Source organism: Phyllobacterium sp. RCAM01083 (assembly GCF_055685835.1).
The window spans coordinates 1,033,644-1,053,450 of sequence record NZ_JBVFZN010000005.1 but is presented as its reverse complement, the minus strand read 5'-3'; the positions used below and the strand labels follow the sequence as shown (position 1 = coordinate 1,053,450).

The following is a 19,807-nucleotide window of genomic DNA, read 5'->3' as shown; positions in this document are numbered from 1 at the left end:
GCGAAACTTTCAGACATCCCCGGACGGAAACAAGGCTACAAAGGTCTCTTCAGACGTCGTTTTCCACTTGGGCACCAGACTGGAGCCGGCATGGCCCGGCAGTGCCTGAACGATGTAGGTCTTCACCTCATCGGATAAGTTTGCTTTTGCCAGAGTTGTGTCAAAATCCGTCCAAAGACGGGAAGAACGAATGACAAGCGGGAAATGCCCAAAGTGTGCACGTGAACTGACGTCCATCACTGTTCAACAGGTTGATCTGGTGGATGGCACGAAGCATTTGCGCGGCGGGATGTTTGTCTGCCCGCATTGCGATACGGTGATCAACGTTTCGCTTGATCCCAGTTTGGTCGCTGCCGCATTGCATCGCAGCGCGAAGCGCCGAACCACCATCCGATGATCTGCGCTTCTGCTCGGGCCATGCCGCGAATGGCCCGAATGGACCAGCTATTGACTGAAATTCGTTGTTAATTGCTCTGATGGCTTGGACAAAAGATATCAAACAATGGGCGCGGCGGATAAAGCGCGATGTCGTGGCGCGAGCAAGGCGGGTCTCGCATTCATTCTGCTGGTTTGGGCTCTGGCTGCGCTGGCTCTTGCAGCGTTCGCGTACAGCCATTGGTGGGGACAAGGCCATATAGCCCAGACCGGAAGGTGGCTGAAATGCCGTCTTTGACCCGCGCCACAAATCCCGGCCCCGCACCTTGAAAAAGATGCCGGACAAACAACCACTTGAAAATGAAGGAAAAACAGGTGGTGCCCCCGGAGAGACTCGAACTCCCGACCCTCTGATTACAAATCAGATGCTCTACCAACTGAGCTACAAGGGCAGCGGCGTCCGATTAGCATAAACCTCCCCGATGTAAAATGAAAAAACAGCACTTGGCGCATTTTTTCCGGTTTTTTTGCCTGCACCGCATTTTGCCAGATCAAGCGCGCCGTGCTAGGCGATACATCCTCGACATGCTCGGACACGCAGGCAGCCATGACCCGGAATATTGAAACCTTTGCTTTTCTTTCCTCCGGAACACCGGAATCCGACGAGGCCATGGCGTCTCTCGTCAATGTCTACGGGCAGACGGCCCCCAAGGATGCCGACGTCATCATTGCGCTCGGCGGCGATGGCTTCATGCTCCAGACGCTGCAGAACCACATGAACCAGGGCAAGATGACCTATGGCATGAATCGCGGCTCCGTCGGGTTTCTCATGAACGAGTACAGCGAGACCGGCCTGAAGGAACGTGTGGAGGCGGCGCAGGCCGAAACCATCCGCCCGCTCAAGATGGTGGCGGAATCGCTGGAGGAAGGCACCGTAACCTCCTTTGCGCTCAACGATGTCTATCTGCTGCGCCAGTCCTATCAGGCCGCGAAGATCAGGATCACCGTCGACGACCAGGTGCGGCTCGAGGAACTGATCTGCGATGGCGTGATGGTGGCAACACCAGCTGGTTCAACCGCCTACAATCTCTCGGCGCAAGGGCCGATCCTGCCGCTCGATGCCCGTTTGCTGGCCCTCACCCCGGTCTCACCCTTCCGCCCGCGCCGCTGGCGCGGTGCGCTCCTGTCGAACAAGGTCACGGTGCGGCTTGATATCCTCGAGCCGGAGAAGCGGCCGGTCAATGCGGTCGCCGATCACACGGAAGTGAAGTCGGTTCTTTCGGTCACCATCGAAGAAGCCTCGCAACTGCGTGCAACCATCCTGTTCGACAAGAACCATTCATGGAATGAACGAATTCTCAAAGAACAGTTCCTTTATTGACAACATTAGATTAAAGTGATGCACAATTGTAACAGACTCTTAAATCTCACGGGATGCGAGAGTTGACTTTTGCTGGCATGAGCCCTAACGCCATTCCTGCAAGACAATGTGCAATACAAAGCACCCATTCCATTGGCAAAAATGACGGACATGTGCGGCATCGACTGCAGATAGAAAGTTAAACCTCCATTGACCACGTTCGCTGATCTGGGCCTTTCGCCGAAAGTGCTCGACGCTGTCGAAGCAGCAGGATACACAATCCCCACTCCGATCCAGGCAGGCGCCATCCCGCATGCGCTGCAGCGCAAGGACGTGCTCGGCATTGCCCAGACAGGGACCGGCAAGACAGCCTCCTTCGTGCTGCCGATGCTGACGCTGCTGGAACAGGGCCGTGCCCGTGCCCGCATGCCGCGCACGCTCATTCTGGAGCCGACACGCGAACTCGCGGCGCAGGTCGAGGAAAACTTCGTCAAATACGGCAAGAACCATCGCCTCAACGTTGCGCTGCTGATCGGCGGCGTCTCCTTTGACGACCAGCTGCGCAAGCTGGAACGCGGTGCCGATGTTCTGATCGCCACGCCCGGCCGCCTGCTCGATCATTTCGAGCGCGGGAAACTGCTCCTGACCGGCGTCGACATTCTCGTCATCGACGAAGCCGACCGCATGCTCGACATGGGCTTCATCCCCGATATCGAGCGCATCTGCAAACTCATCCCGTTCACCCGCCAGACGCTGTTCTTCTCGGCCACCATGCCGCCTGAGATCACCAAGCTGACCGAACAGTTCCTGCATGCGCCGGTGCGTGTTGAAGTCGCCAAGGCGGCGACGACGGCCAAGACCGTCGAGCAGCAGCTGGTCAAATCGGGCAAGAAGGATTGGGAAAAGCGCGCCAAGCTGCGCGATCTCATCCGCGCCGAAGAGGATGGCCTGAAGAACGCGATCATCTTCTGCAACCGCAAAAAGGATGTTTCGGAGCTGTTCCGCTCGCTGGTCAAGCATGAATTCGATGCCGGTGCCCTGCACGGGGATATGGATCAGCGCGCCCGCACGACGATGCTGGCCAATTTCAAGGACGGCAAGCTCAAGATCCTCGTTGCCTCCGATGTGGCTGCCCGCGGCCTCGATATCCCCGATGTCAGCCACGTCTTCAATTTCGACGTGCCGATCCATTCGGAAGATTACGTCCACCGCATCGGCCGCACGGGCCGCGCCGGACGCTCGGGCAAGGCTTTCACGCTGGTAACGCCATCCGATGTCAAACATCTCGCCTCCATTGAAAAGCTGATCGGCGAAGACATCAACTGGTATGACGGAGATCTCTCCACCCTGCCCGTTTCGGAAGAAACCGACGAAGCGCCGCGCCGTGGCCGCAATGCCCGCGGCAAGAGCGAAAGCAAGCGCAAGCCGCGCAATGAGGGCCGCGAGCGCGAACGCCCGCAATCGGAAATCGACATCATTGCCGCCGCCGAGCGCGCTAAGGAAACCGGCGAACAGCCGGTTGTCGCCGAAGCGCCCGTCAAAAAGACGGCCGAGAAGCCGCAAAAGGCTGCAATCAAGGCTGACAATGAACAGCGCCGCGCTCGCCCTGCCGCTCAGCAGGAACAACCACGGCGCGAACGTGAGCGCGAATACCGCCGCGACCGGGGCGATAATGAACCGTCGCCGGTCGGCTTTGGCGATGACATTCCTGCCTTCATGCTGATCGACACGAAAATCTGAGGTTTTGGTGTGGATTCGCCGGGCGTTGGATGCGGAATCGTTTTCATAAGAGACGGCCACATCCTCTTGCTGCAGCGCAAGAAAAGCCCGGAGACCGGTGCCTGGGGCATTCCCGGCGGCAAGATCGATTTCCTGGAAACCGCCGAACAGGCGATCCGGCGCGAGGCGCTTGAGGAAACCGGGCTGGAAGCCGGTGATATCAAGTTGCTGGGCCTCAGCGAACAGCTTTTTCATGATGAAAAGCAGCATTGGTTCGGCGTTCTGTTTCAAGCGGAAAGCTTTTCCGGCGAAATGCAACTGCTTGAACCGGACAAACACGGCGGTATCGACTGGTTTTCCCTCGATAACCTGCCGGACAGACTGACACTCCCCACCGTTCATGCCCTGGACCTGATCCGTCAGATGGCCTGACAGGCCCGTAGAAGCCCGACAGCGCGGTTCTCGACGTCTATGCTTGCCTCGCCACGCGCAGCGAGGCCTCATAGGCCCTGCGCGCCCATTCGGTCATAACATCGGGATCATCGAACGCATCGGCGGGAATGGACCAGTACGGCATATCGACGATCTTTGACTTGCCTTCGTAAGTCCAGCGCCGGCAGCCTGCCGCTTCGAAGTCGGGCGCGGAAATCGCATCGGCCTTGAGCAGGATTTCGTCGGCCACCTCAAGCGCAATGATCAGACCGTTGTGATAGATGCCCTTGCCGCCAAACATGCGTTTGATGGTGACAGGCCCCAGCCCGGAAAACAGATCGTGAATCGCGTCATTGTCCATGGCCGATTATTGCAGGCGCGCAGGAAGACGTCACGCCCAAAAAGCGTTCCGTCCGTCCCGGATAGCGATTTCTGAAAAATCAGGAAGCGGCAGGTGCCAAGGCTTCCGGCTTGGCCGGTGTCAGTTCGACCGACTCACCACAGCCGCAGGCGGACGTCTGGTTGGGATTGTTGAAGACAAAGCCCGTGCGCAGGGTCGTGACCTCGAAGTCCATCTGCGTTCCCAGGAGATACAGCACCGCTTCCGGCGCAACGAAGACCTTGGAGCCTTCCTTTTCAACGATATCGTCGCCAGGCTTGGCCTCGGTGACGAGGTCGATGGTATATTCCATACCGGCGCAGCCGCCCTTCTTGATGCCGACGCGAATGCCGAGCGCATTCTCGCGCGCCGCCACGATCTCGCTTACGCGGGCAGCGGCAGCGTCAGTCAACGTCATGACAGAAAAACGACCCATTTCTCATCTCTCTTGGTTCGGATCGTGTAATGATCCGTCTGTACCATAGTTAGTGTTACACAACCGTCACCGCAAGTGTTCAAACTCGTCCCGTCCCAAAAACCCGCACGCAGAAGGCAGAAATCATGAATTACCGCCATCTCATTCTCACCAGCCTTGCCGGTATGGCGCTGAACCTGACGCCTGCACTTGCTCAGGAGACCAAGAAGCCCGAGCCGAAGCAGGAAACCGGAACGAAGCCGGCAGCAGCGCCCGCCGAGGCCGCCCCGGAAGCACCTGCCCCCAAGGAATCGGCTCAAGCGCCCAATCAGTCCGTACCGGACTATCTCGACGACCGCAGCACGCCGGAGCAACTGGTCAAATCCTATTACAATGCCATCAACCGCCAGGAATATGCGCGCGCCTACAGCTACTATGCCGAGGAAGGCCATAGCCAGCCGTTTCCGCAGTTCCAGGCCGGGTACGAGAACACCGTCTCGGTGGAATTGCGCCTTGGCAAATCCGAAAGCGAGGGCGCGGCTGGTTCCACCTATTGGAGCCTGCCTCTGGCGATCGAATCGACGCAGAAGGACGGGAAACACGCCGTCTACAACGGTTGCTACCGCCTCCGGCTGGCGAATGCCGCCATCCAGGGCGTTCCCTTTGTTCCCTTGTCCATTCTCGACGGCACGTTGCAGAAATTCGAAAAGCCGCTGGATCAAAGCGTTCCGGAAGGCTGCGAAGCGCCCTGAGGGCGCTTCAAAACCAGCTGGCGATGCCGACGATGGCCGCCAGCACGCCCGCCCAGGCGGCGGCCCTGGAACCCCGCGCGTTCTGCCGCGCCTGTTCCAGCGCGGACTCGGCAACGACACCCATGGCCGACCGGGCGTCGAGCAGCCCGGCAATATCCGCGCGCGTCAAAACGACAGTCGATGCCTGCCAATGCCAGGCGGCTTTGAGCGCAAAGAAGATCACGCCTGCCATACCGAGGCGCACGATCCAGAAAGCACTCATCGCGGACCTCCTGAGGGGCTGTTCCGTTAATCGGCGGCCCACACGCTGCGGCATGGGACACCCCACAGTGACGAGCCGCGACGTACCTGACAATTAGACATTAGGAGAAGATATCAGCCGAAAGCGCAATGCACCCGGAACGGATCAGTACCAGCCGACGGCGACCTGCGCCTCTTCCGACATGCGGTCGGGCGTCCAGGGCGGATCGAAGGTCATCGTCACGTCGACAAAGCTGACGCCCTCGACCGAGCTGACCGCATCCTGTACCCAGCCCGGCATTTCACCGGCAACCGGGCAGCCGGGTGCCGTCAGGGTCATCTCGATCTTCACGGAGCGGTCGTCTTCGATGTCGATCTTGTAGACGAGGCCAAGCTCATAGATATCCGCCGGAATTTCCGGATCATAGACCGTCTTCAGCGCGCCGATGATATCATCGGTCATGCGGGCGAGTTCATCGGCTGGAATGGCGGAGGCGGAAACTGCGCCGCTTACCGCGGAAGCCTCCGGCTTCAGCGTCTCGTCTTTTTCCAGCGTTTCGACTTTGTCGGTCATCGTCATCACCCAAAGAATTTCCGCGCCTTCTCCAGCGCATCGGCGAGAACATCGATCTCGTCTCTCGTATTATACATCGCAAACGATGCACGGCATGTGGACGTCACACCGAACCGTTTCAAGAGCGGCTGGGCACAATGTGTGCCCGCGCGCACGGCAACACCGGCCCGGTCGATCACCATGGACACATCGTGCGCATGGATGCCTTCGAGCTCGAAGGAGATGATCGCGCCCTTGCCCTTGGCATCGCCAAAAATGCGCAGGGAATTGATCTCACGCAGCCGCTCATGCGCGTAATCGCGCAAATCTTCCTCATGCGCGAGAATGGCGGCGCGGCCGATCTTTTCGACGTATTCGATGGCAGCACCAAGCCCGATCGCCTGGGCAATCGGCGGCGTGCCCGCCTCGAAACGGTGCGGCGGGTGATTGTAGGTAACGATATCCTCCGTCACCTCTTCGATCATCTCGCCGCCGCCCTGGAACGGGCGCATCGCTTCCAGCTTTTCCTTGCGGCCATAGAGAACACCGATACCGGATGGACCATAGATCTTGTGCCCGGTGAAAATGTACCAGTCACAGCCGAGATCCTGCACGTCAACCGGCAGATGCACGGCACCCTGGCTGCCGTCCACAAGCACCGGAATGCCGCGCGCATGGGCAATGCGGACGATGTCCTTGATCGGCGTCACGGTGCCGAGCACATTCGACATATGGGTGATGGCCACCAGCTTGGTGCGCTCCGTCAGCCGTGCCTCGAATTCCTCGATATGGAACGCGCCCTGCTCGTCGACCGGAACCCAGACCAGCTTGGCGCCCTGCCGTTCCCGGATGAAATGCCAGGGAACGATGTTGGAATGGTGCTCCATGATCGACAGGACGATCTCGTCGCCCTCGCCGATATGCGGCATGCCATAGCCATAGGCAACCGTATTGATCGCCTCGGTGGCCGATTTGGTGAAGACGATCTCGTCGACCGAACCGGCGTTCAGAAAGCGGCGAACGTTTTCGCGGGCCTTTTCATAGGCATCGGTGGCCGCGTTCGACAGGAAATGCAGGCCGCGATGCACATTGGCATATTCGTTCGAATAGGTATGGGTGATCGCGTCGATCACCGCCTGCGGTTTCTGCGCGGAGGCACCGTTGTCGAGATAAACCAGCGGTTTGCCGTAGACTTCGCGCGACAGGATGGGGAAATCGCGGCGGATCGCCTCGACATCATAACCGCTTCGAATGATCTTCGTATCCATGTTGCCCGCGCTTTCCTGCGTTTCAGTCGGGTGTTTCACCTGAAATAGTGCCCGCCGGACCAGCCGGCAGGCCAACGATCAGACATGCGCCGCCAGCCACTTGTCGAGAATGGCTTCCAGAGCCTCGACCAGTGGTTCGCTTTCCAGTTCTTCGACGATCTCGGCCACGAATGCCTTGATCAGCAGGCCGCGTGCCTCGCTTTCCGGGATACCGCGCGCCTGCAGATAGAACAGGTGGTTTCCGTCGATCTCGGTCACCGTCGCCCCGTGGCCGCAGGCCACGTCGTCGGCAAAGATTTCCAGTTCCGGCTTGGCATCGAATTCGCCGTCATCCGACAGGAGCAGCGTGTTGCAGGCCATGCGCGCATCGGTCTTCTGGGCGATCTTGTTGACCTTGATCTGCCCCTGGAAAACGCCGCGCGCGCGGTCCGTCACCACATTGCGGATGATCTGCACCGACGTGGTGTTCTCGACGAGGTGGCCGAGCGTCATCGTCACGTCCGTGTGGCTGTCACCGCCGAGCAGGTTGACGCCGCGCAACTGGAAGTCGGAGCCTTCGCCCTTCGACAGCACATGCACTTCCTGCCGCACCAGCTTGCCGCCGGCATTGACGATATAGAGCGTCAGCCTGGCATTGGTGCCGATGGTCGCGGTGAACTGGGCAAGCTGCGTTGCGTCGACACCCTGCTCGCGCAGGATGATCCAGACGATCTCAGCATCGTCGGCAACGGTGACGTTGCTGACACTGGTCGAGAAGCCCTCGCCCGCGCCGCCTGTCTGGCGTTCGATCACGGTCGCCTTGCTGCCCTTGCCGAATTTGACGGCAAACCGCACGTGGCCCTGTCCGCGCGCCTGCGCATTCTGCAGTTCCAGCGGCGCCTGAAGCTCCGTTCCATCGGCAATGGAGACGGCCCAGCCGTCGGTCACGTAGGCTGCGTTGATCTGGCCGATCGCATCATCACCGCCACGAATGGCGAGATCGCGGATCACCGATCCGTCAGCCAGTCTGTCGCTGTACTTGGCGAATTCGACACCCGCGACCCGCGGAGATGTCAGCGCCACACCGTTGGAAACCGTTGCAACCGCCGATCCCGGGATGACTGCCGGCAAGGCATTGGTGCCCGCCGTGCCATCATAGGCAGCGACACTGCGCAGAAGCGTGCGCAGATCGGTATAGTGCCAGGCTTCGACGCGGCGTGACGGCAGGCCCTGCGTCTTCAACGCCTCAATGGCGTTGTCACGCGCGCTGACGATTTCCGCATCGCCGGGCAGTTCGCCCATCCGGTCGACGAAGGAGTCGACCAGCGCCGCTTCTGCGGTTGTCGGCTGGCGTCCTGTATGAACATTCATGACGTCGCTCCTCAGGCTGCCTCGCCGATGATATCGGCGTAGCCGTTCTCTTCGAGATGGAGGGCAAGGTTCTTGTCGCCTGACTTGATGACCTGTCCTTTGTAGAGAACGTGCACGCTGTCCGGAACGATATAGTCGAGCAGGCGCTGATAGTGGGTGATGACGATCACGGCACGGTCAGGCGAACGCAGTGCATTCACACCATCGGAAACGATCTTCAGCGCGTCGATGTCGAGGCCCGAATCTGTTTCATCCAGCACGCAAAGCTTCGGCTCCAGCAGTTTCATCTGCAGGATTTCCGCACGCTTCTTCTCACCGCCGGAGAAACCGACATTGAGCGGACGCTTCAGCATGGCGATATCCATGTCGAGCGAGGCCGCCGCCGTCTTCACCCGGGCGATGAATTCCGGGATTTTCAGCGGTTCTTCGCCGCGCGCCTTGCGCTGCGAGTTCATCGCCACTTTCAAAAATTCCATCGTGGCAACGCCGGGTATTTCCATCGGGTACTGGAATGCCAGGAAGATGCCCTTGGCCGCGCGCTCCGACGGGTCGAGCTCGAGAATGGACTCGCCGTTGTAAAGGATGTCACCCGCGGTGACTTCGTAATCTTCGCGGCCCGCAAGAATATAGGACAGTGTCGACTTGCCCGAACCGTTCGGTCCCATGATGGCCGCCACTTCGCCCGCCTTGACCGTGAGGTTCAGGCCGCGAATGATTTCGGTGTCCGTATCTGCGATCTTCGCATGAAGGTTTCTGATTTCCAGCATTCTATTACCCTTTGAATTCCTCGGGATCAGCCTCGGCGATCCCAACAATAATCTTGTTTGGCGAGTGACGGGCCGATGATGGCCGTCCCATGGCTATCCGACTGAGCCTTCAAGGCTGATGCCGATCAGTTTCTGCGCTTCCACGGCAAATTCCATCGGCAGTTCCTGAATGACTTCCTTGACGAAGCCGTTGACGATCAGCGCAATCGCCTCCTCTTCCGGAATGCCGCGCTGCATCACGTAGAACAGCGCATCTTCGGAAATCTTGGAGGTGGTGGCTTCGTGCTCGAACTGGGCCGTGGCGTTCTTCGCCTCGATGTAAGGCACCGTATGCGCACCGCAATCATTGCCGATCAGCAGCGAGTCGCACTGCGTGAAGTTGCGCGCGTTCTCCGCCTTGCGGTGCGCCGAAACCTGTCCGCGATAGGTGTTGTTCGACTTGCCCGCCGAAATACCCTTGGAGATGATGCGGCTCGACGTGTTCTTGCCGAGGTGCAGCATCTTGGTGCCGCTGTCGATCTGCTGATGACCATTCGAAACGGCGATGGAATAGAATTCGCCGCGGGAATTGTCGCCGCGCAGGATCACCGACGGATATTTCCAGGTGATCGCCGAACCGGTTTCGACCTGCGTCCAGGAGATCTTGGAATTGACGCCGCGGCAATCGCCACGCTTGGTGACGAAATTGTAGATGCCGCCCTTGCCTTCCGCATCGCCGGGGAACCAGTTCTGCACGGTCGAGTACTTGATCTCGGCATCGTCCAGGGCAATCAGCTCCACGACGGCCGCGTGCAGCTGGTTTTCATCGCGCTGCGGCGCGGTGCAGCCTTCGAGGTACGACACATAGGCGCCCTCTTCGGCAATGATCAGCGTGCGTTCGAACTGACCGGTATCCCGCTCGTTGATGCGGAAATAGGTCGACAGTTCCATCGGGCAGCGGACACCCTTCGGCACGTAGACGAAGGAGCCGTCCGTGAAGACAGCCGAATTCAGCGTCGCATAGAAGTTGTCGGAAACCGGCACCACGGACGCCAGGTACTTCTTGACCAGTTCCGGATGTTCGCGGATCGCTTCGGAGATCGAGCAGAAAATGACGCCGGCCTTGGCCAGTTCCGCCTTGAAGGTCGTAACCACGGACACGCTGTCGAACACGGCATCCACCGCCACGCGGCCGGACTTGTAGACGTTGTCGCTGGCTTCTTCGTCTTCGTCGGAAGGGCTCGGCTCGCCCATCTTGCGCACGCCCGCAAGGATTTCCTGCTCTTTCAGCGGAATTCCCAGCTTCTCATAGGTGCGCAGCAGCTCGGGATCGACCTCGGCAAGCGATGTCGGTCCGGTCTGATTCTTCGGCCCGGCATAATAGACCATGTCCTGGAAATCGATTTTCGGGTAGTTCACCCGCGCCCATGTGGGCTCTTCCATCGTCAGCCAGCGTTCATAGGCTTTCAGACGCCATTCCAGCATCCATTCCGGCTCGTTCTTCTTGGCCGAAATAAAGCGGATAATGTCTTCGCTGAGGCCCTTTGGCGCCTTATCCATTTCGATAAGGGTCTCAAAGCCATACTTGTACTGGTCCACGTCCAGGGTGCGGACCTGATCAATAGTTTCCTGCACGGCAGGCATTGGCGTTCTCCATCCTCGCGGGATTCAAGGTCCCGCAGTTGCAAACGTCAAGGCGTGTGTCGTCTTGAATATTTGCCTCAATGTAGTGTGCAATCGCACGATTTAACACCGGTATTCACCGGATTCTTTTGCATTTATCGACTATTTATTGTCGATATCTGCGATATTTCACGCCGCATCGGCAGAAACCGGCTTCGTCCGGTCCCGCCGCGCGACAATTTTTGTCAGCGCCTCAAGGAAAAGCACAATTTCGTCCTGCGTGGTTTCCGGCGTTGTGGAGACCCGCAGGCCCCCGGTTCCATCACCAAATCCCATGGCCGCAAGCACATGGCTTGGCCCGACTTTTCCCGAAGAACAGGCAGAGCCTGCCGATAGCGCAATTCCCGCCAGATCGAAAGCGATTTGCACGGTTTCCGCCTTCATATCCGTCAGGCTGAAGAAGGTCGTATTGGCGAGCCGTTCGACAGCATCGCCATAAATCACCGCATCGGGTGCAATCGCCAGGATGCCGTCCTCGATCCGCTGCCGGTTGGCAAGCCCCCAGCCGCCAGCCAGCAGCTGTTCGCGGGCAACCCGCGCCGCAGCGCCGAAACCCGCTATAACAGGCAAGGCTTCCGTCCCGGCGCGATGGCCCTTTTCCTGTCCGCCGCCGCGCACCAGCGCCTTCGGCATGACCAGATCGGACACCGCAATGATGGCGCCGACGCCCTTCGGACCGCCGATCTTGTGCGACGAGAGAATGAGGTAATCAGCGCAAGCCGTTGCAATATCGAGAGGAATCCGCCCGGCCGCCTGCACCGCATCGACGACAAGAAAGCCGCCGAACGCTTTGACAAGCCTGCCGATTTCATCGATCGGCTGCAACACGCCGGTCTCGTTATTGGCGGCCTGCACGGCGACCAGCGGCAGACCTTCGCCCTTGTCGTGGGCCGCCAGCAGCGCACGCAGCCGCTCAAGGTCGAGCAGTCCGTTGCGATCCACCGGAACCGTATCGATCTGCTCGGCCGCAAACTGCCCGCCCGCCAGCACGCAAGGGTGCTCGCTGGCGCTGACATAAAGCCGCGACAGCCGCACAGGCGCCCGTCCCATCATATAATGTGGCGTCAGCAGGGTTGAAGCAGCCTCGGTGGCACCCGATGTAAAGAACACATGATCAGGTTTGGCATTCACAAGAGCGGCCACGTCGCGGCGGGCGCGTTCGAGAATGGCTTTTGAAGCACGGCCTTCCTGATGAACAGACGATGGATTGCCCGTTTGCGCCAAAGCATCGACGACAGCATCGCGCGCTGCCGCAAGAAGCGGCGCACTGGCGTTGTAGTCGAGATAGGCGCGTTTTTGGGCCATACCTGTCGTGATTCCTGTTCTTTTGAACTCAGCGCCGGCAAAAAGCGCAATTTTCTTGAAATTCAACCTCGGACCGGCCTATGAAGCCGCTTCGAGACAAAATCCTACACCAGTTTTGAACGGTTCTAAACTGGTTTTATGGGTGCTGTTGATCGCCGTCAAGTCCGGCTGATCGACAGACGCCCTGTGGCGAAGAGTGGAGTACACATGCCTGAAGTAATTTTCAATGGACCTGCGGGACGTCTTGAGGGCCGTTATCAGCCTTCGATGGAAAAAAATGCACCGATAGCGATTGTCCTGCACCCGCATCCGCAGTTTGGCGGCACCATGAACAACAAGATCGTCTACGATCTGTTCTACATGTTCCAGCAGCGCGGCTTCACGACATTGCGGTTCAACTTCCGTGGCATTGGCCGCAGCCAGGGCGAATTCGACCATGGCTCGGGTGAATTGTCCGACGCGGCTGGCGCGCTTGACTGGGTGCAGTCGCTGCATCCGGATTCCAAGACCTGCTGGGTCGCCGGCTATTCCTTCGGCGCGTGGATCGGCATGCAGCTCCTGATGCGCCGTCCGGAAATCGAAGGGTTCATCTCGGTCGCGCCACAGCCGAACACTTATGATTTCTCGTTCCTCGCACCCTGCCCCTCATCCGGCCTGATCATTCATGGCGATCAGGACAAGGTTGCACCGGCCAAGGATGTGCAGGGACTGGTCGACAAGCTGAAGACCCAGAAGGGCATCACCATCACGCAGAAGACGATGGTCGGCGCCAATCACTTCTTCACGGGGATGACCGATGAAGTCATCGGCGAATGCTCCGAATATCTCGACCGCCGCCTGAACGGCGAACTGGTCGAAGCCAAGCCTAAACGTCTGCGTTAAAAAACGCGCTGCACTGGAATTGTGCGTGGTTCGACAAGCTCACCATGAGGAGAGGCATGGCCTGCAATGATAGTCTCAGAGGTTGCAGAAATGGCTTTCTGCAACCCTCCATATCCCTCATGGTGAGTTTGTCGAACCACGCACAATGTTCCTGCCAGCCTCCTGCGGGTTAGGCTTCCCCACCACCCCGCCCGAAACCGCCGCATCGCAACCCGTCGTGGTCGGAAATGTCAGCGGCAGGCCATCGAGGGCCCGCACGGCGAGATAGGCCCAAGCCTCCGCCTCCATCGAATCGCCGTTCAGGCCCAATTCCTCGGCAGCAATCACAACAGCACCCGATTTGGCGGCGCCCTCGACAAGATCAGCCATGACGGTCGCATTCTTACGCCCGCCGCCGCAGATCACCCAGAGCGCCGGTTGTTCCGGCGCATAGGCGCCGGCCTGGAGAATGGCATCGGCCGTCACCCTGGCGAGCGTGCGGGCGCCATCGGCCAGTTCCGGATTTCCAAGGTCCTCAAGCGTGAAATCATTGCGGTCGAGCGATTTCGGCGGCTTCAGCGCGAAAAACGGCTTTGCCATGTAGCGCGCCACGGCGCCGGCCAGCACCTGGCCCTCGCTGGCAATCATACCGCCCGCATCATAGGCGATTCCCGCTCTGTCGGCGACCCACTGGTCGATCAGCGTGTTACCGGGCCCGGTATCGAAGGCAATCGGATCTCCTGTTGCAGAAACGATCGTGACATTGGAAATACCGCCAATATTGACGAAGACGACCGGCTTGCCCCTGCCAAGCTCGACCGGAACCCTTGCCGCGAGTGCCTGATGATAGACCGGCACCAGCGGTGCCCCTTGCCCGCCATGCACCATGTCATTGGCGCGCATGTCATGGACAACGGGAATGCCTGTCATATCAGCCAGCAACCGCCCGTCACCCAGCTGGACGGTCAGCTGTTCCCGCGGGCGATGCAGAACGGTCTGACCATGAAAACCAATAATATCAATGGTATCGGCGCTTAACTTATAATCCGATAGGAAGCCGAGCACCGCCTCGCCATGGCGCCGCGTCAGTTCCTGTTCGATGGCGGCAAGAGCGCCGGGGCGCTGATCGCGCTTGCGGATGGATTTGGCATCCTCGAGCCCTGCCTCGATAAGCCGCCGGAATGCCGGGTCATAGGCGACGAAGCCCGAAGGTCCGCGCTGCACCGCGTTTCCGCCGTCGGTTTCGATGAGCGCGATGTCGATTCCATCCATGGATGTTCCGCTCATCAGGCCAATTGCCCGCCTTGTCGCTGTCACGTCACACCCTTTCTTGTGATTCGGCCCCGAATGATGTTAAACGGCCACGTCTTGTTCGGCACGTTCTTCATGCCGGACGCTTCCCTACGTAAAGTTTCAGGAAAAACTCATGTCTGCCTTCAAATCCGACTTTCTGCACACGCTTTCCACGCGCGGCTTCATCCATCAGATCTCCGACGAGGCCGGTCTGGATGCGCTTTTCGCCAAGGAGACAGTGACAGCCTATGTCGGCTATGATGCGACGGCGACGAGCCTGCACATCGGCAACCTCATATCAGCGACCATGCTGTACTGGCTGCAGGAAACCGGCCACCGGCCGATTGCGCTGATGGGCGGCGGCACCTCGATGGTGGGCGACCCCTCTTTCCGCGATGAACAGCGCAAGCTGCTGACACCCGAAGCCATCAACACCAACATCGAAGGCATCAAGCGGATTTTTGCCCGCATCCTGCGCTTCGGCGATGGCCCGACGGACGCATTCCTCGTCAACAATGCCGATTGGCTGATGGGCCTTGGCTATGTCGAATTCCTGCGCGAGGTCGGCCGCCACTTCTCCGTCAACCGCATGCTGTCCTTCGACAGCGTCAAATTGCGGCTGGACCGGGAGCAGTCCCTCTCCTTCCTCGAATTCAACTACATGATCATGCAGGGCTATGATTTCGTTGAACTCAACCGCCGCCATGGCTGCGTGTTGCAGATGGGCGGTTCGGACCAGTGGGGCAACATCATCAACGGCGTTGATCTCGGCCACCGCATGGGAACGCCGCAGCTCTACGCCCTGACGACGCCGCTTTTGACCACCAGCTCCGGCGCCAAGATGGGCAAATCGGCCACCGGCGCGGTCTGGCTCAACGAAGACGTCTTCAGCCCCTATGATTTCTGGCAGTACTGGCGCAACACGGAAGATGCCGATGTCGGCCGCTTCCTGAAAATCTTCACGCGCCTGCCGCTCGATGAAATTGCCCGGCTGGAAGCGCTTGGCGGTTCGGAAATCAACGAGGCGAAGAAAATCCTCGCGACCGAAGCCACCGCCATCGTTCATGGCCGCGAAGCCGCCGCCATGGCCGCAGAAACCGCGCGCACGACCTTCGAGGAAGGCGCGCTGGCTGCCAACCTGCCATCCATCGACATCGCGACGAGCGAGCTTGAGGGCGGCATCGGCATCCTGACACTGCTGGTCAAGGCCGGTCTCGCCGGTTCGAATGGCGAGGCCCGCCGCCATATTCAGGGCGGCGCTGTCCGGGTGAACGACGCCGGTGTTTCCGACGATAAGGCGCAGGTTTCGACCGCTGACGTGACAGGCGACGGCATCGTCAAGCTGTCGCTGGGCAAGAAGAAGCACATTCTCGTTCGTCCGGTCTAAGACCGGACCGACAGCGCGGTTGTGCGTGGTTCGACAAGCTCACCATGAGGAATGGAGTGGGCTGCAGGGAGCACTATTCTGCAGCGTTTGTGATTGACCTGCACCAAACCACTTCCCTCATGGTGAGCTTGTCGAACCACGCACAATGGTTTTGCTTAGCACTTCTCACTGAAACTCGAAAATCGACCGGAAAATACCCGGTGCGATCACCGAAATCGGATTGACGATGATCTGCGGCTGCTTGATCGGCCCCTGCAACTTGTAGGTGATGCCGATCAGGCCGCGATCCCGTCCATTGCCAAGCAGAAGGCCGAGGACGGGCAATTCGCCAAAGATGCGGTTGATGCCATAGGCGGGCATGAAGGTGCCCGTCAGTGCCATGTTGCCCTGGGGATCGCTGAGCACGCCCTGGAAGGTGGTACCGATGGTCGAACCGCGGACCACGCCATTGGCAAGATTGATGTAGTTCTTGCCCTTCTCGATTTGCGAAAAGCCGCGCTCGAAGGTCACCACCGACACATCGATGTTCTTTTTCACCGCATCGTTGAGGCTCGTGCCATTCGGCGACGATGACACGAGACTGGCCAGCCTGGGCTCGTTGACGAGGGTGAAGTCGCGTGCATCGATCTGCCCGCGCAAGGGGCCATCCCCCTTCGAATCCAGTGCGACAAGAATGCTGCCGCCCTGCATCTTGTCATAAAAGCCGGTGAAACGCAGGACCGCACCCGCATCCTTCGACTGCAGGCTGACGGAACGGGCACCGCTTTCCGAACTGTCCGTTGCGATCACTTTCTGGCCGGATTTGGTCACGGCGTTGAAGGCAAGGCCCGAGACATGCGAACCGACGCCCTCATAGGACAGCGAGACATTGCCGAAACTTTCGGAATAGAAGCCCTGGACATCGTCGATATCGGCATTGACCAGAATGCGCTTCTTGTCATTGCTGTCGCCTGCCTGCTTCTTGTCGGTCACCTGGTTGAGCAGCGAACGCGCATCGAAGGATTTCCCCTTCACGTCGGCCCGGTAGCCATAGCCGGTGCGTGATATTTTGACGGCGATGTCATCCGTCCGGTTGAGACTGACCTGGCTGAAATCGGCGGACACCAGATCGCCCTTGACCACGGAGATGTCCCCGCGCAGCCGGAACGTCTCTCCGGCGATATCGAGATTGCGGATGCTGATATTGTCCGCATCCTGCTGCAGGCCGAATTTGGCGGTGGCCTTCACCCCTGCGCCCTTGGTCCAGCCGAGTTGCGCCAGCTTGACCTCGGCCTTGGACAAATCCGCGACAGCGACCTGCGAACCATCCGCCGACTTGTCGATATTGATGCTGATCGGGCCGGATATGAACGGATCGAGACTTGGGAACAGCGTGTTGCGCGTCTTGTCGTCCAGCTGCAGGGAAACCGACTGTTTGCGCTTGGCCGGATTGCTGCCGAGCGGCTCGAACATGGTGATATCGGCCGGCACGCCATTCAGCTGCGCTTTGACATCGATATTCGCCTCAGTGTCGTTGACGTTCAGCGTCCCGTTGGCATTGGTAATGGTCTGGCCATCGACCTTTTTGGCAAGGTTGACGCCGTTCAGGGCGATCTCCGCCGACCATTGCAGGCTTCCCTCCGGTGCATGACGGGTGACCGGAAATGTCACGAGGACATGGGTTTTCACATCGCCGCTGATATCAGCCGGTGCAAAGGGCACGCCTTTCACCGCATTGATCGGTTTGAAACCGGCGATTTCGGCAATGGCCGAGGCGTCGCCGGCAATATTCAGATCAAGCTCCGACAGCACCGGACGCTGCGGGCCCCACGGGATGATCAGCGTGCCGTCCACAATATGCGCTTCCCGGTTGCCGGGCGTAAACGCCGAGCCCTTCAGCAATTTGATCGTGGTATAGGCGCCGCGCACGCTGATTGCACCATCCGCATCGCGAATGGGCGGCAGATCGCCGACAATATCGAAACGCGTGTTCTGCACATTGAAATCGACCTGCACTTCGTCCGCCGTCAGCGGTGGCGGCTTGCCCGGACCGTCGAAACGGCCGGCGGCAAACATCACATCCACCCGGCTGTCCCTGACATCGCCGCCGAACAGATTGTCGAGCACCCAGCGGCGCGCGCCGGTCGCCACCCAGATCGGCCAGAGCTGCTTCACCTGTGCGGTGGGCATTTTCGGTATACGCAGCGCCAATGTCATGGCTGGCGAACCCTTGCCGAACACCACACTGCCCTGCCCGTAAAGTTCGCTTTCGCCATCGGCGCGCACGGCAATCTCGGAAATGTCCAGCTTGGCCTCCCCAGGCGCAAACCGGCCGGCAATGCGGGCATTGAAGGCGAGCGGCGGCTCGCTCGAATCCGCCGGAGCGGAAACGGCTTCCTGCGTGATCAGTTCAAAACGATAGCCGGGATTGGCAACGGCTGCGACAGCCGTCGCGTCCTCCGGCAGCGGTTCGGGTCCGACCGCCCCCTCGACAACCCCTTTGAAACCGCCGAAATGGATGGCTGACGGCGTAATCTCGACCTTTTCCGTACCGAAAACATGCTCGAAATTGATCTGGGCACCGGCACCCATATCCTCCACATTGCCGATGCTCACCGGTCCTTCGCTCACATTGAGCGAACCGGAAATCCGCATGGGTATGGTGTCCGCCCCCGCAACCCCGTCCAGCCGGATTTCAGCTTCATTGTTATAGGCGAGATAGGATGTATCCGGCTTTATGCCATCGGCATCGGGAACAGGTGCTTCGCCCTGTTTGCCGATCAGCGGGATCCTGCTGATCGCCAAAGAGAACGAATCAATCCTGGCGCCAAGGGCCGCGCGCTTGACCTGTGCCGAGACGTCGATGACCTTTCCCCGCCATTCCACCGTGCCCTTGATGGCAACGGGGCCGCCGGTTTCCGTCAGTTCCAGATGGATGATGCGCAGGTTTTCCGGCCGGCCCGCAACGGTGAAATCAAAGCGTGTATCGGCAACCGTGATGTCACGGGTTTCCCGCTGATCCAGCAGCGAAACGGCATTTTGCAATCCGGTGAAAATGAGTTGGGACACGCCGTCGAGGTTGACCAGGCCGCGATCATCCTGCGGCAGGATCGACATGAAGTCGAACGGCTCCTGACTGGCACCAACCGTGATCTGCGCGCCGGTGAGTTCGAGGCTCTGCACTTTGACGTCGCCCTGCAGCAGCGGCAGGGTGGCGAGACCGATGCGCACGGAACGGATGTTCTTGATCTCCACCCCGCGCTTGACGTCCGAAATATTGACGTTGCGCGCCTCAAGCGCGACGTGCTTGCGCTGGTCGAGGGAAATTTGCGCCGACTGGATCGTCGCATCGGTATCGGGACCGACAACGGATTTGAGCGCGGTCTGCGCGCGCTGGGTCAGGGCCTCGCCGCCGATACCCACCCGCAGGACGACAAAAGCTATTCCGGCCAGAACCACAAGGAGAATCAGGAATGACGCAAGTGCCCCGCAGGCGAAACGAAACCGCGAGCGGCGCGCGGGCATGGCCACGGGCACCTCGCCTTGCTCGACCGCAGAGGGGTAATGATGAAATTTTAGAAAGTCCCGCTTTGTAAAACGGACTCTTTTCGGTTTCTCTGTCAAATTCCCAAGCCAATTGAGGAATCATGTGGGAAACCGTAGACGATTCCCGTGCCTCTCTTATAGTTGCCTAACTGAGGCGCGCATTC

The 19,807-nt window shown here is 59.5% G+C and carries 18 protein-coding genes and 1 tRNA gene; 6 read left to right on the top strand and 13 right to left on the bottom strand.

Annotated elements, in window-relative coordinates:
• Positions 1-9: 9 nt before the first annotated feature.
• Together ACZ25R_RS11770 and ACZ25R_RS11765 are read right to left on the bottom strand one after the other, a co-directional pair.
• Positions 10-237, bottom strand: coding sequence for a hypothetical protein (locus ACZ25R_RS11770; RefSeq protein WP_472461085.1), 228 nt, complete (start codon positions 235-237; stop codon positions 10-12).
• A 514-nt stretch (positions 238-751) separates the two neighbouring features.
• Positions 752-827, bottom strand: a tRNA-Thr gene (locus tag ACZ25R_RS11765).
• Between the two features lie 155 nt (positions 828-982).
• Here ACZ25R_RS11765 and ACZ25R_RS11760 point away from each other — a divergent pair.
• The 3 genes from ACZ25R_RS11760 to ACZ25R_RS11750 all read left to right on the top strand — a co-directional run bounded on the left by ACZ25R_RS11760 (position 983) and on the right by ACZ25R_RS11750 (position 3,886).
• A complete protein-coding gene (locus ACZ25R_RS11760; RefSeq protein WP_223613234.1) occupies positions 983-1,756 on the top strand; it encodes an NAD kinase in 774 nt (257 codons plus the stop codon).
• A gap of 189 nt (positions 1,757-1,945) precedes the next feature.
• A complete protein-coding gene (locus ACZ25R_RS11755; RefSeq protein WP_472461084.1) occupies positions 1,946-3,475 on the top strand; it encodes a DEAD/DEAH box helicase in 1,530 nt (509 codons plus the stop codon).
• Positions 3,476-3,484: 9 nt separating this feature from the next.
• Positions 3,485-3,886, top strand: a complete 402-nt coding sequence (locus tag ACZ25R_RS11750; protein ID WP_464660556.1) for an NUDIX domain-containing protein — start codon at positions 3,485-3,487, stop codon at positions 3,884-3,886.
• A gap of 37 nt (positions 3,887-3,923) precedes the next feature.
• On the opposite strand, the gene ACZ25R_RS11745 is transcribed toward ACZ25R_RS11750, so the two are convergent.
• The gene (locus ACZ25R_RS11745) at positions 3,924-4,247 is read right to left on the bottom strand and encodes a TfoX/Sxy family protein (RefSeq protein WP_472461083.1); all 324 of its coding nucleotides are present in this window, start codon (positions 4,245-4,247) and stop codon (positions 3,924-3,926) included.
• Between the two features lie 79 nt (positions 4,248-4,326).
• Positions 4,327-4,701 (bottom strand): Fe-S cluster assembly scaffold SufA, encoded by a 375-nt coding sequence (gene sufA, locus ACZ25R_RS11740; RefSeq protein WP_464660559.1) that lies wholly within the window; start codon positions 4,699-4,701, stop codon positions 4,327-4,329.
• Between the two features lie 125 nt (positions 4,702-4,826).
• Between sufA and ACZ25R_RS11735 the strand changes: the two genes are divergently transcribed.
• The gene (locus ACZ25R_RS11735; RefSeq protein WP_472461082.1) at positions 4,827-5,432 is read left to right on the top strand and encodes a hypothetical protein; all 606 of its coding nucleotides are present in this window, start codon (positions 4,827-4,829) and stop codon (positions 5,430-5,432) included.
• A 7-nt stretch (positions 5,433-5,439) separates the two neighbouring features.
• On the opposite strand, the gene ACZ25R_RS11730 is transcribed toward ACZ25R_RS11735, so the two are convergent.
• The 7 genes from ACZ25R_RS11730 to ACZ25R_RS11700 all read right to left on the bottom strand — a co-directional run bounded on the left by ACZ25R_RS11730 (position 5,440) and on the right by ACZ25R_RS11700 (position 12,577).
• A complete protein-coding gene (locus ACZ25R_RS11730) occupies positions 5,440-5,694 on the bottom strand; it encodes a hypothetical protein (RefSeq protein ID WP_223613228.1) in 255 nt (84 codons plus the stop codon).
• Positions 5,695-5,838: 144 nt separating this feature from the next.
• Positions 5,839-6,252 (bottom strand): SUF system Fe-S cluster assembly protein, encoded by a 414-nt coding sequence (locus tag ACZ25R_RS11725; protein WP_464660563.1) that lies wholly within the window; start codon positions 6,250-6,252, stop codon positions 5,839-5,841.
• A complete protein-coding gene (locus tag ACZ25R_RS11720; protein WP_223613226.1) occupies positions 6,252-7,493 on the bottom strand; it encodes a cysteine desulfurase in 1,242 nt (413 codons plus the stop codon). The genes ACZ25R_RS11725 and ACZ25R_RS11720 overlap by 1 nt, the downstream gene beginning before the upstream one ends.
• A 78-nt stretch (positions 7,494-7,571) precedes the next feature.
• On the bottom strand, positions 7,572-8,843 hold the full coding sequence (gene sufD / locus ACZ25R_RS11715) for a Fe-S cluster assembly protein SufD (RefSeq protein WP_472461081.1): 1,272 nt from the start codon (positions 8,841-8,843) through the stop codon (positions 7,572-7,574).
• Positions 8,844-8,854: 11 nt separating this feature from the next.
• Complete coding sequence (gene sufC, locus ACZ25R_RS11710; RefSeq protein ID WP_223613224.1) at positions 8,855-9,610, bottom strand: Fe-S cluster assembly ATPase SufC; 756 nt, start codon at positions 9,608-9,610, stop codon at positions 8,855-8,857.
• A 93-nt stretch (positions 9,611-9,703) separates the two neighbouring features.
• Complete coding sequence (gene sufB / locus ACZ25R_RS11705) at positions 9,704-11,233, bottom strand: Fe-S cluster assembly protein SufB (protein ID WP_223613223.1); 1,530 nt, start codon at positions 11,231-11,233, stop codon at positions 9,704-9,706.
• A 168-nt stretch (positions 11,234-11,401) separates the two neighbouring features.
• A complete protein-coding gene (locus ACZ25R_RS11700) occupies positions 11,402-12,577 on the bottom strand; it encodes a cysteine desulfurase family protein (RefSeq protein WP_472461080.1) in 1,176 nt (391 codons plus the stop codon).
• 138 nt (positions 12,578-12,715) lie between these two features.
• Here ACZ25R_RS11700 and ACZ25R_RS11695 point away from each other — a divergent pair, with 138 nt between their 5' ends.
• Positions 12,716-13,459 carry an alpha/beta hydrolase gene (locus ACZ25R_RS11695; protein WP_342588452.1) on the top strand — a complete coding sequence of 248 codons (744 nt, stop codon included), beginning with the start codon at positions 12,716-12,718 and terminating at the stop codon, positions 13,457-13,459.
• 117 nt (positions 13,460-13,576) lie between these two features.
• Here the strand turns inward: ACZ25R_RS11695 and ACZ25R_RS11690 are convergent, their stop codons facing one another.
• Positions 13,577-14,755: an anhydro-N-acetylmuramic acid kinase gene (locus ACZ25R_RS11690; RefSeq protein ID WP_472461079.1), complete on the bottom strand. Its 1,179-nt coding sequence runs from the start codon at positions 14,753-14,755 to the stop codon at positions 13,577-13,579.
• Between the two features lie 109 nt (positions 14,756-14,864).
• Here ACZ25R_RS11690 and tyrS point away from each other — a divergent pair, with 109 nt between their 5' ends.
• Positions 14,865-16,118 carry a tyrosine--tRNA ligase gene (tyrS, locus tag ACZ25R_RS11685; RefSeq protein WP_472461078.1) on the top strand — a complete coding sequence of 418 codons (1,254 nt, stop codon included), beginning with the start codon at positions 14,865-14,867 and terminating at the stop codon, positions 16,116-16,118.
• A 165-nt stretch (positions 16,119-16,283) separates the two neighbouring features.
• Here the strand turns inward: tyrS and ACZ25R_RS11680 are convergent, their stop codons facing one another.
• Entirely contained in the window at positions 16,284-19,622 is a 3,339-nt protein-coding gene (locus ACZ25R_RS11680) for an RNA-binding protein (RefSeq protein ID WP_472462482.1), read from the bottom strand.
• Positions 19,623-19,807 lie beyond the last annotated feature (185 nt).

Bases quoted from the DNA above. Each gene is read 5' to 3' on its own strand.
- ACZ25R_RS11770 (WP_472461085.1), bottom strand. From the start codon at position 237: ATGGACGTCAGTTCACGTGCACACTTTGGGCATTTCCCGCTTGTCATT.
- ACZ25R_RS11760 (WP_223613234.1), top strand. From the start codon at position 983: ATGACCCGGAATATTGAAACCTTTGCTTTTCTTTCCTCCGGAACACCG.
- ACZ25R_RS11745 (WP_472461083.1), bottom strand. From the start codon at position 4,247: ATGGACAATGACGCGATTCACGATCTGTTTTCCGGGCTGGGGCCTGTC.
- sufA (WP_464660559.1), bottom strand. From the start codon at position 4,701: ATGGGTCGTTTTTCTGTCATGACGTTGACTGACGCTGCCGCTGCCCGC.
- ACZ25R_RS11735 (WP_472461082.1), top strand. From the start codon at position 4,827: ATGAATTACCGCCATCTCATTCTCACCAGCCTTGCCGGTATGGCGCTG.
- ACZ25R_RS11730 (WP_223613228.1), bottom strand. From the start codon at position 5,694: ATGAGTGCTTTCTGGATCGTGCGCCTCGGTATGGCAGGCGTGATCTTC.
- ACZ25R_RS11725 (WP_464660563.1), bottom strand. From the start codon at position 6,252: ATGACGATGACCGACAAAGTCGAAACGCTGGAAAAAGACGAGACGCTG.
- ACZ25R_RS11720 (WP_223613226.1), bottom strand. From the start codon at position 7,493: ATGGATACGAAGATCATTCGAAGCGGTTATGATGTCGAGGCGATCCGC.
- sufD (WP_472461081.1), bottom strand. From the start codon at position 8,843: ATGAATGTTCATACAGGACGCCAGCCGACAACCGCAGAAGCGGCGCTG.
- sufC (WP_223613224.1), bottom strand. From the start codon at position 9,610: ATGCTGGAAATCAGAAACCTTCATGCGAAGATCGCAGATACGGACACC.
- sufB (WP_223613223.1), bottom strand. From the start codon at position 11,233: ATGCCTGCCGTGCAGGAAACTATTGATCAGGTCCGCACCCTGGACGTG.
- ACZ25R_RS11700 (WP_472461080.1), bottom strand. From the start codon at position 12,577: ATGGCCCAAAAACGCGCCTATCTCGACTACAACGCCAGTGCGCCGCTT.
- ACZ25R_RS11695 (WP_342588452.1), top strand. From the start codon at position 12,716: ATGGGTGCTGTTGATCGCCGTCAAGTCCGGCTGATCGACAGACGCCCT.
- tyrS (WP_472461078.1), top strand. From the start codon at position 14,865: ATGTCTGCCTTCAAATCCGACTTTCTGCACACGCTTTCCACGCGCGGC.
- ACZ25R_RS11680 (WP_472462482.1), bottom strand. From the start codon at position 19,622: ATGCCCGCGCGCCGCTCGCGGTTTCGTTTCGCCTGCGGGGCACTTGCG.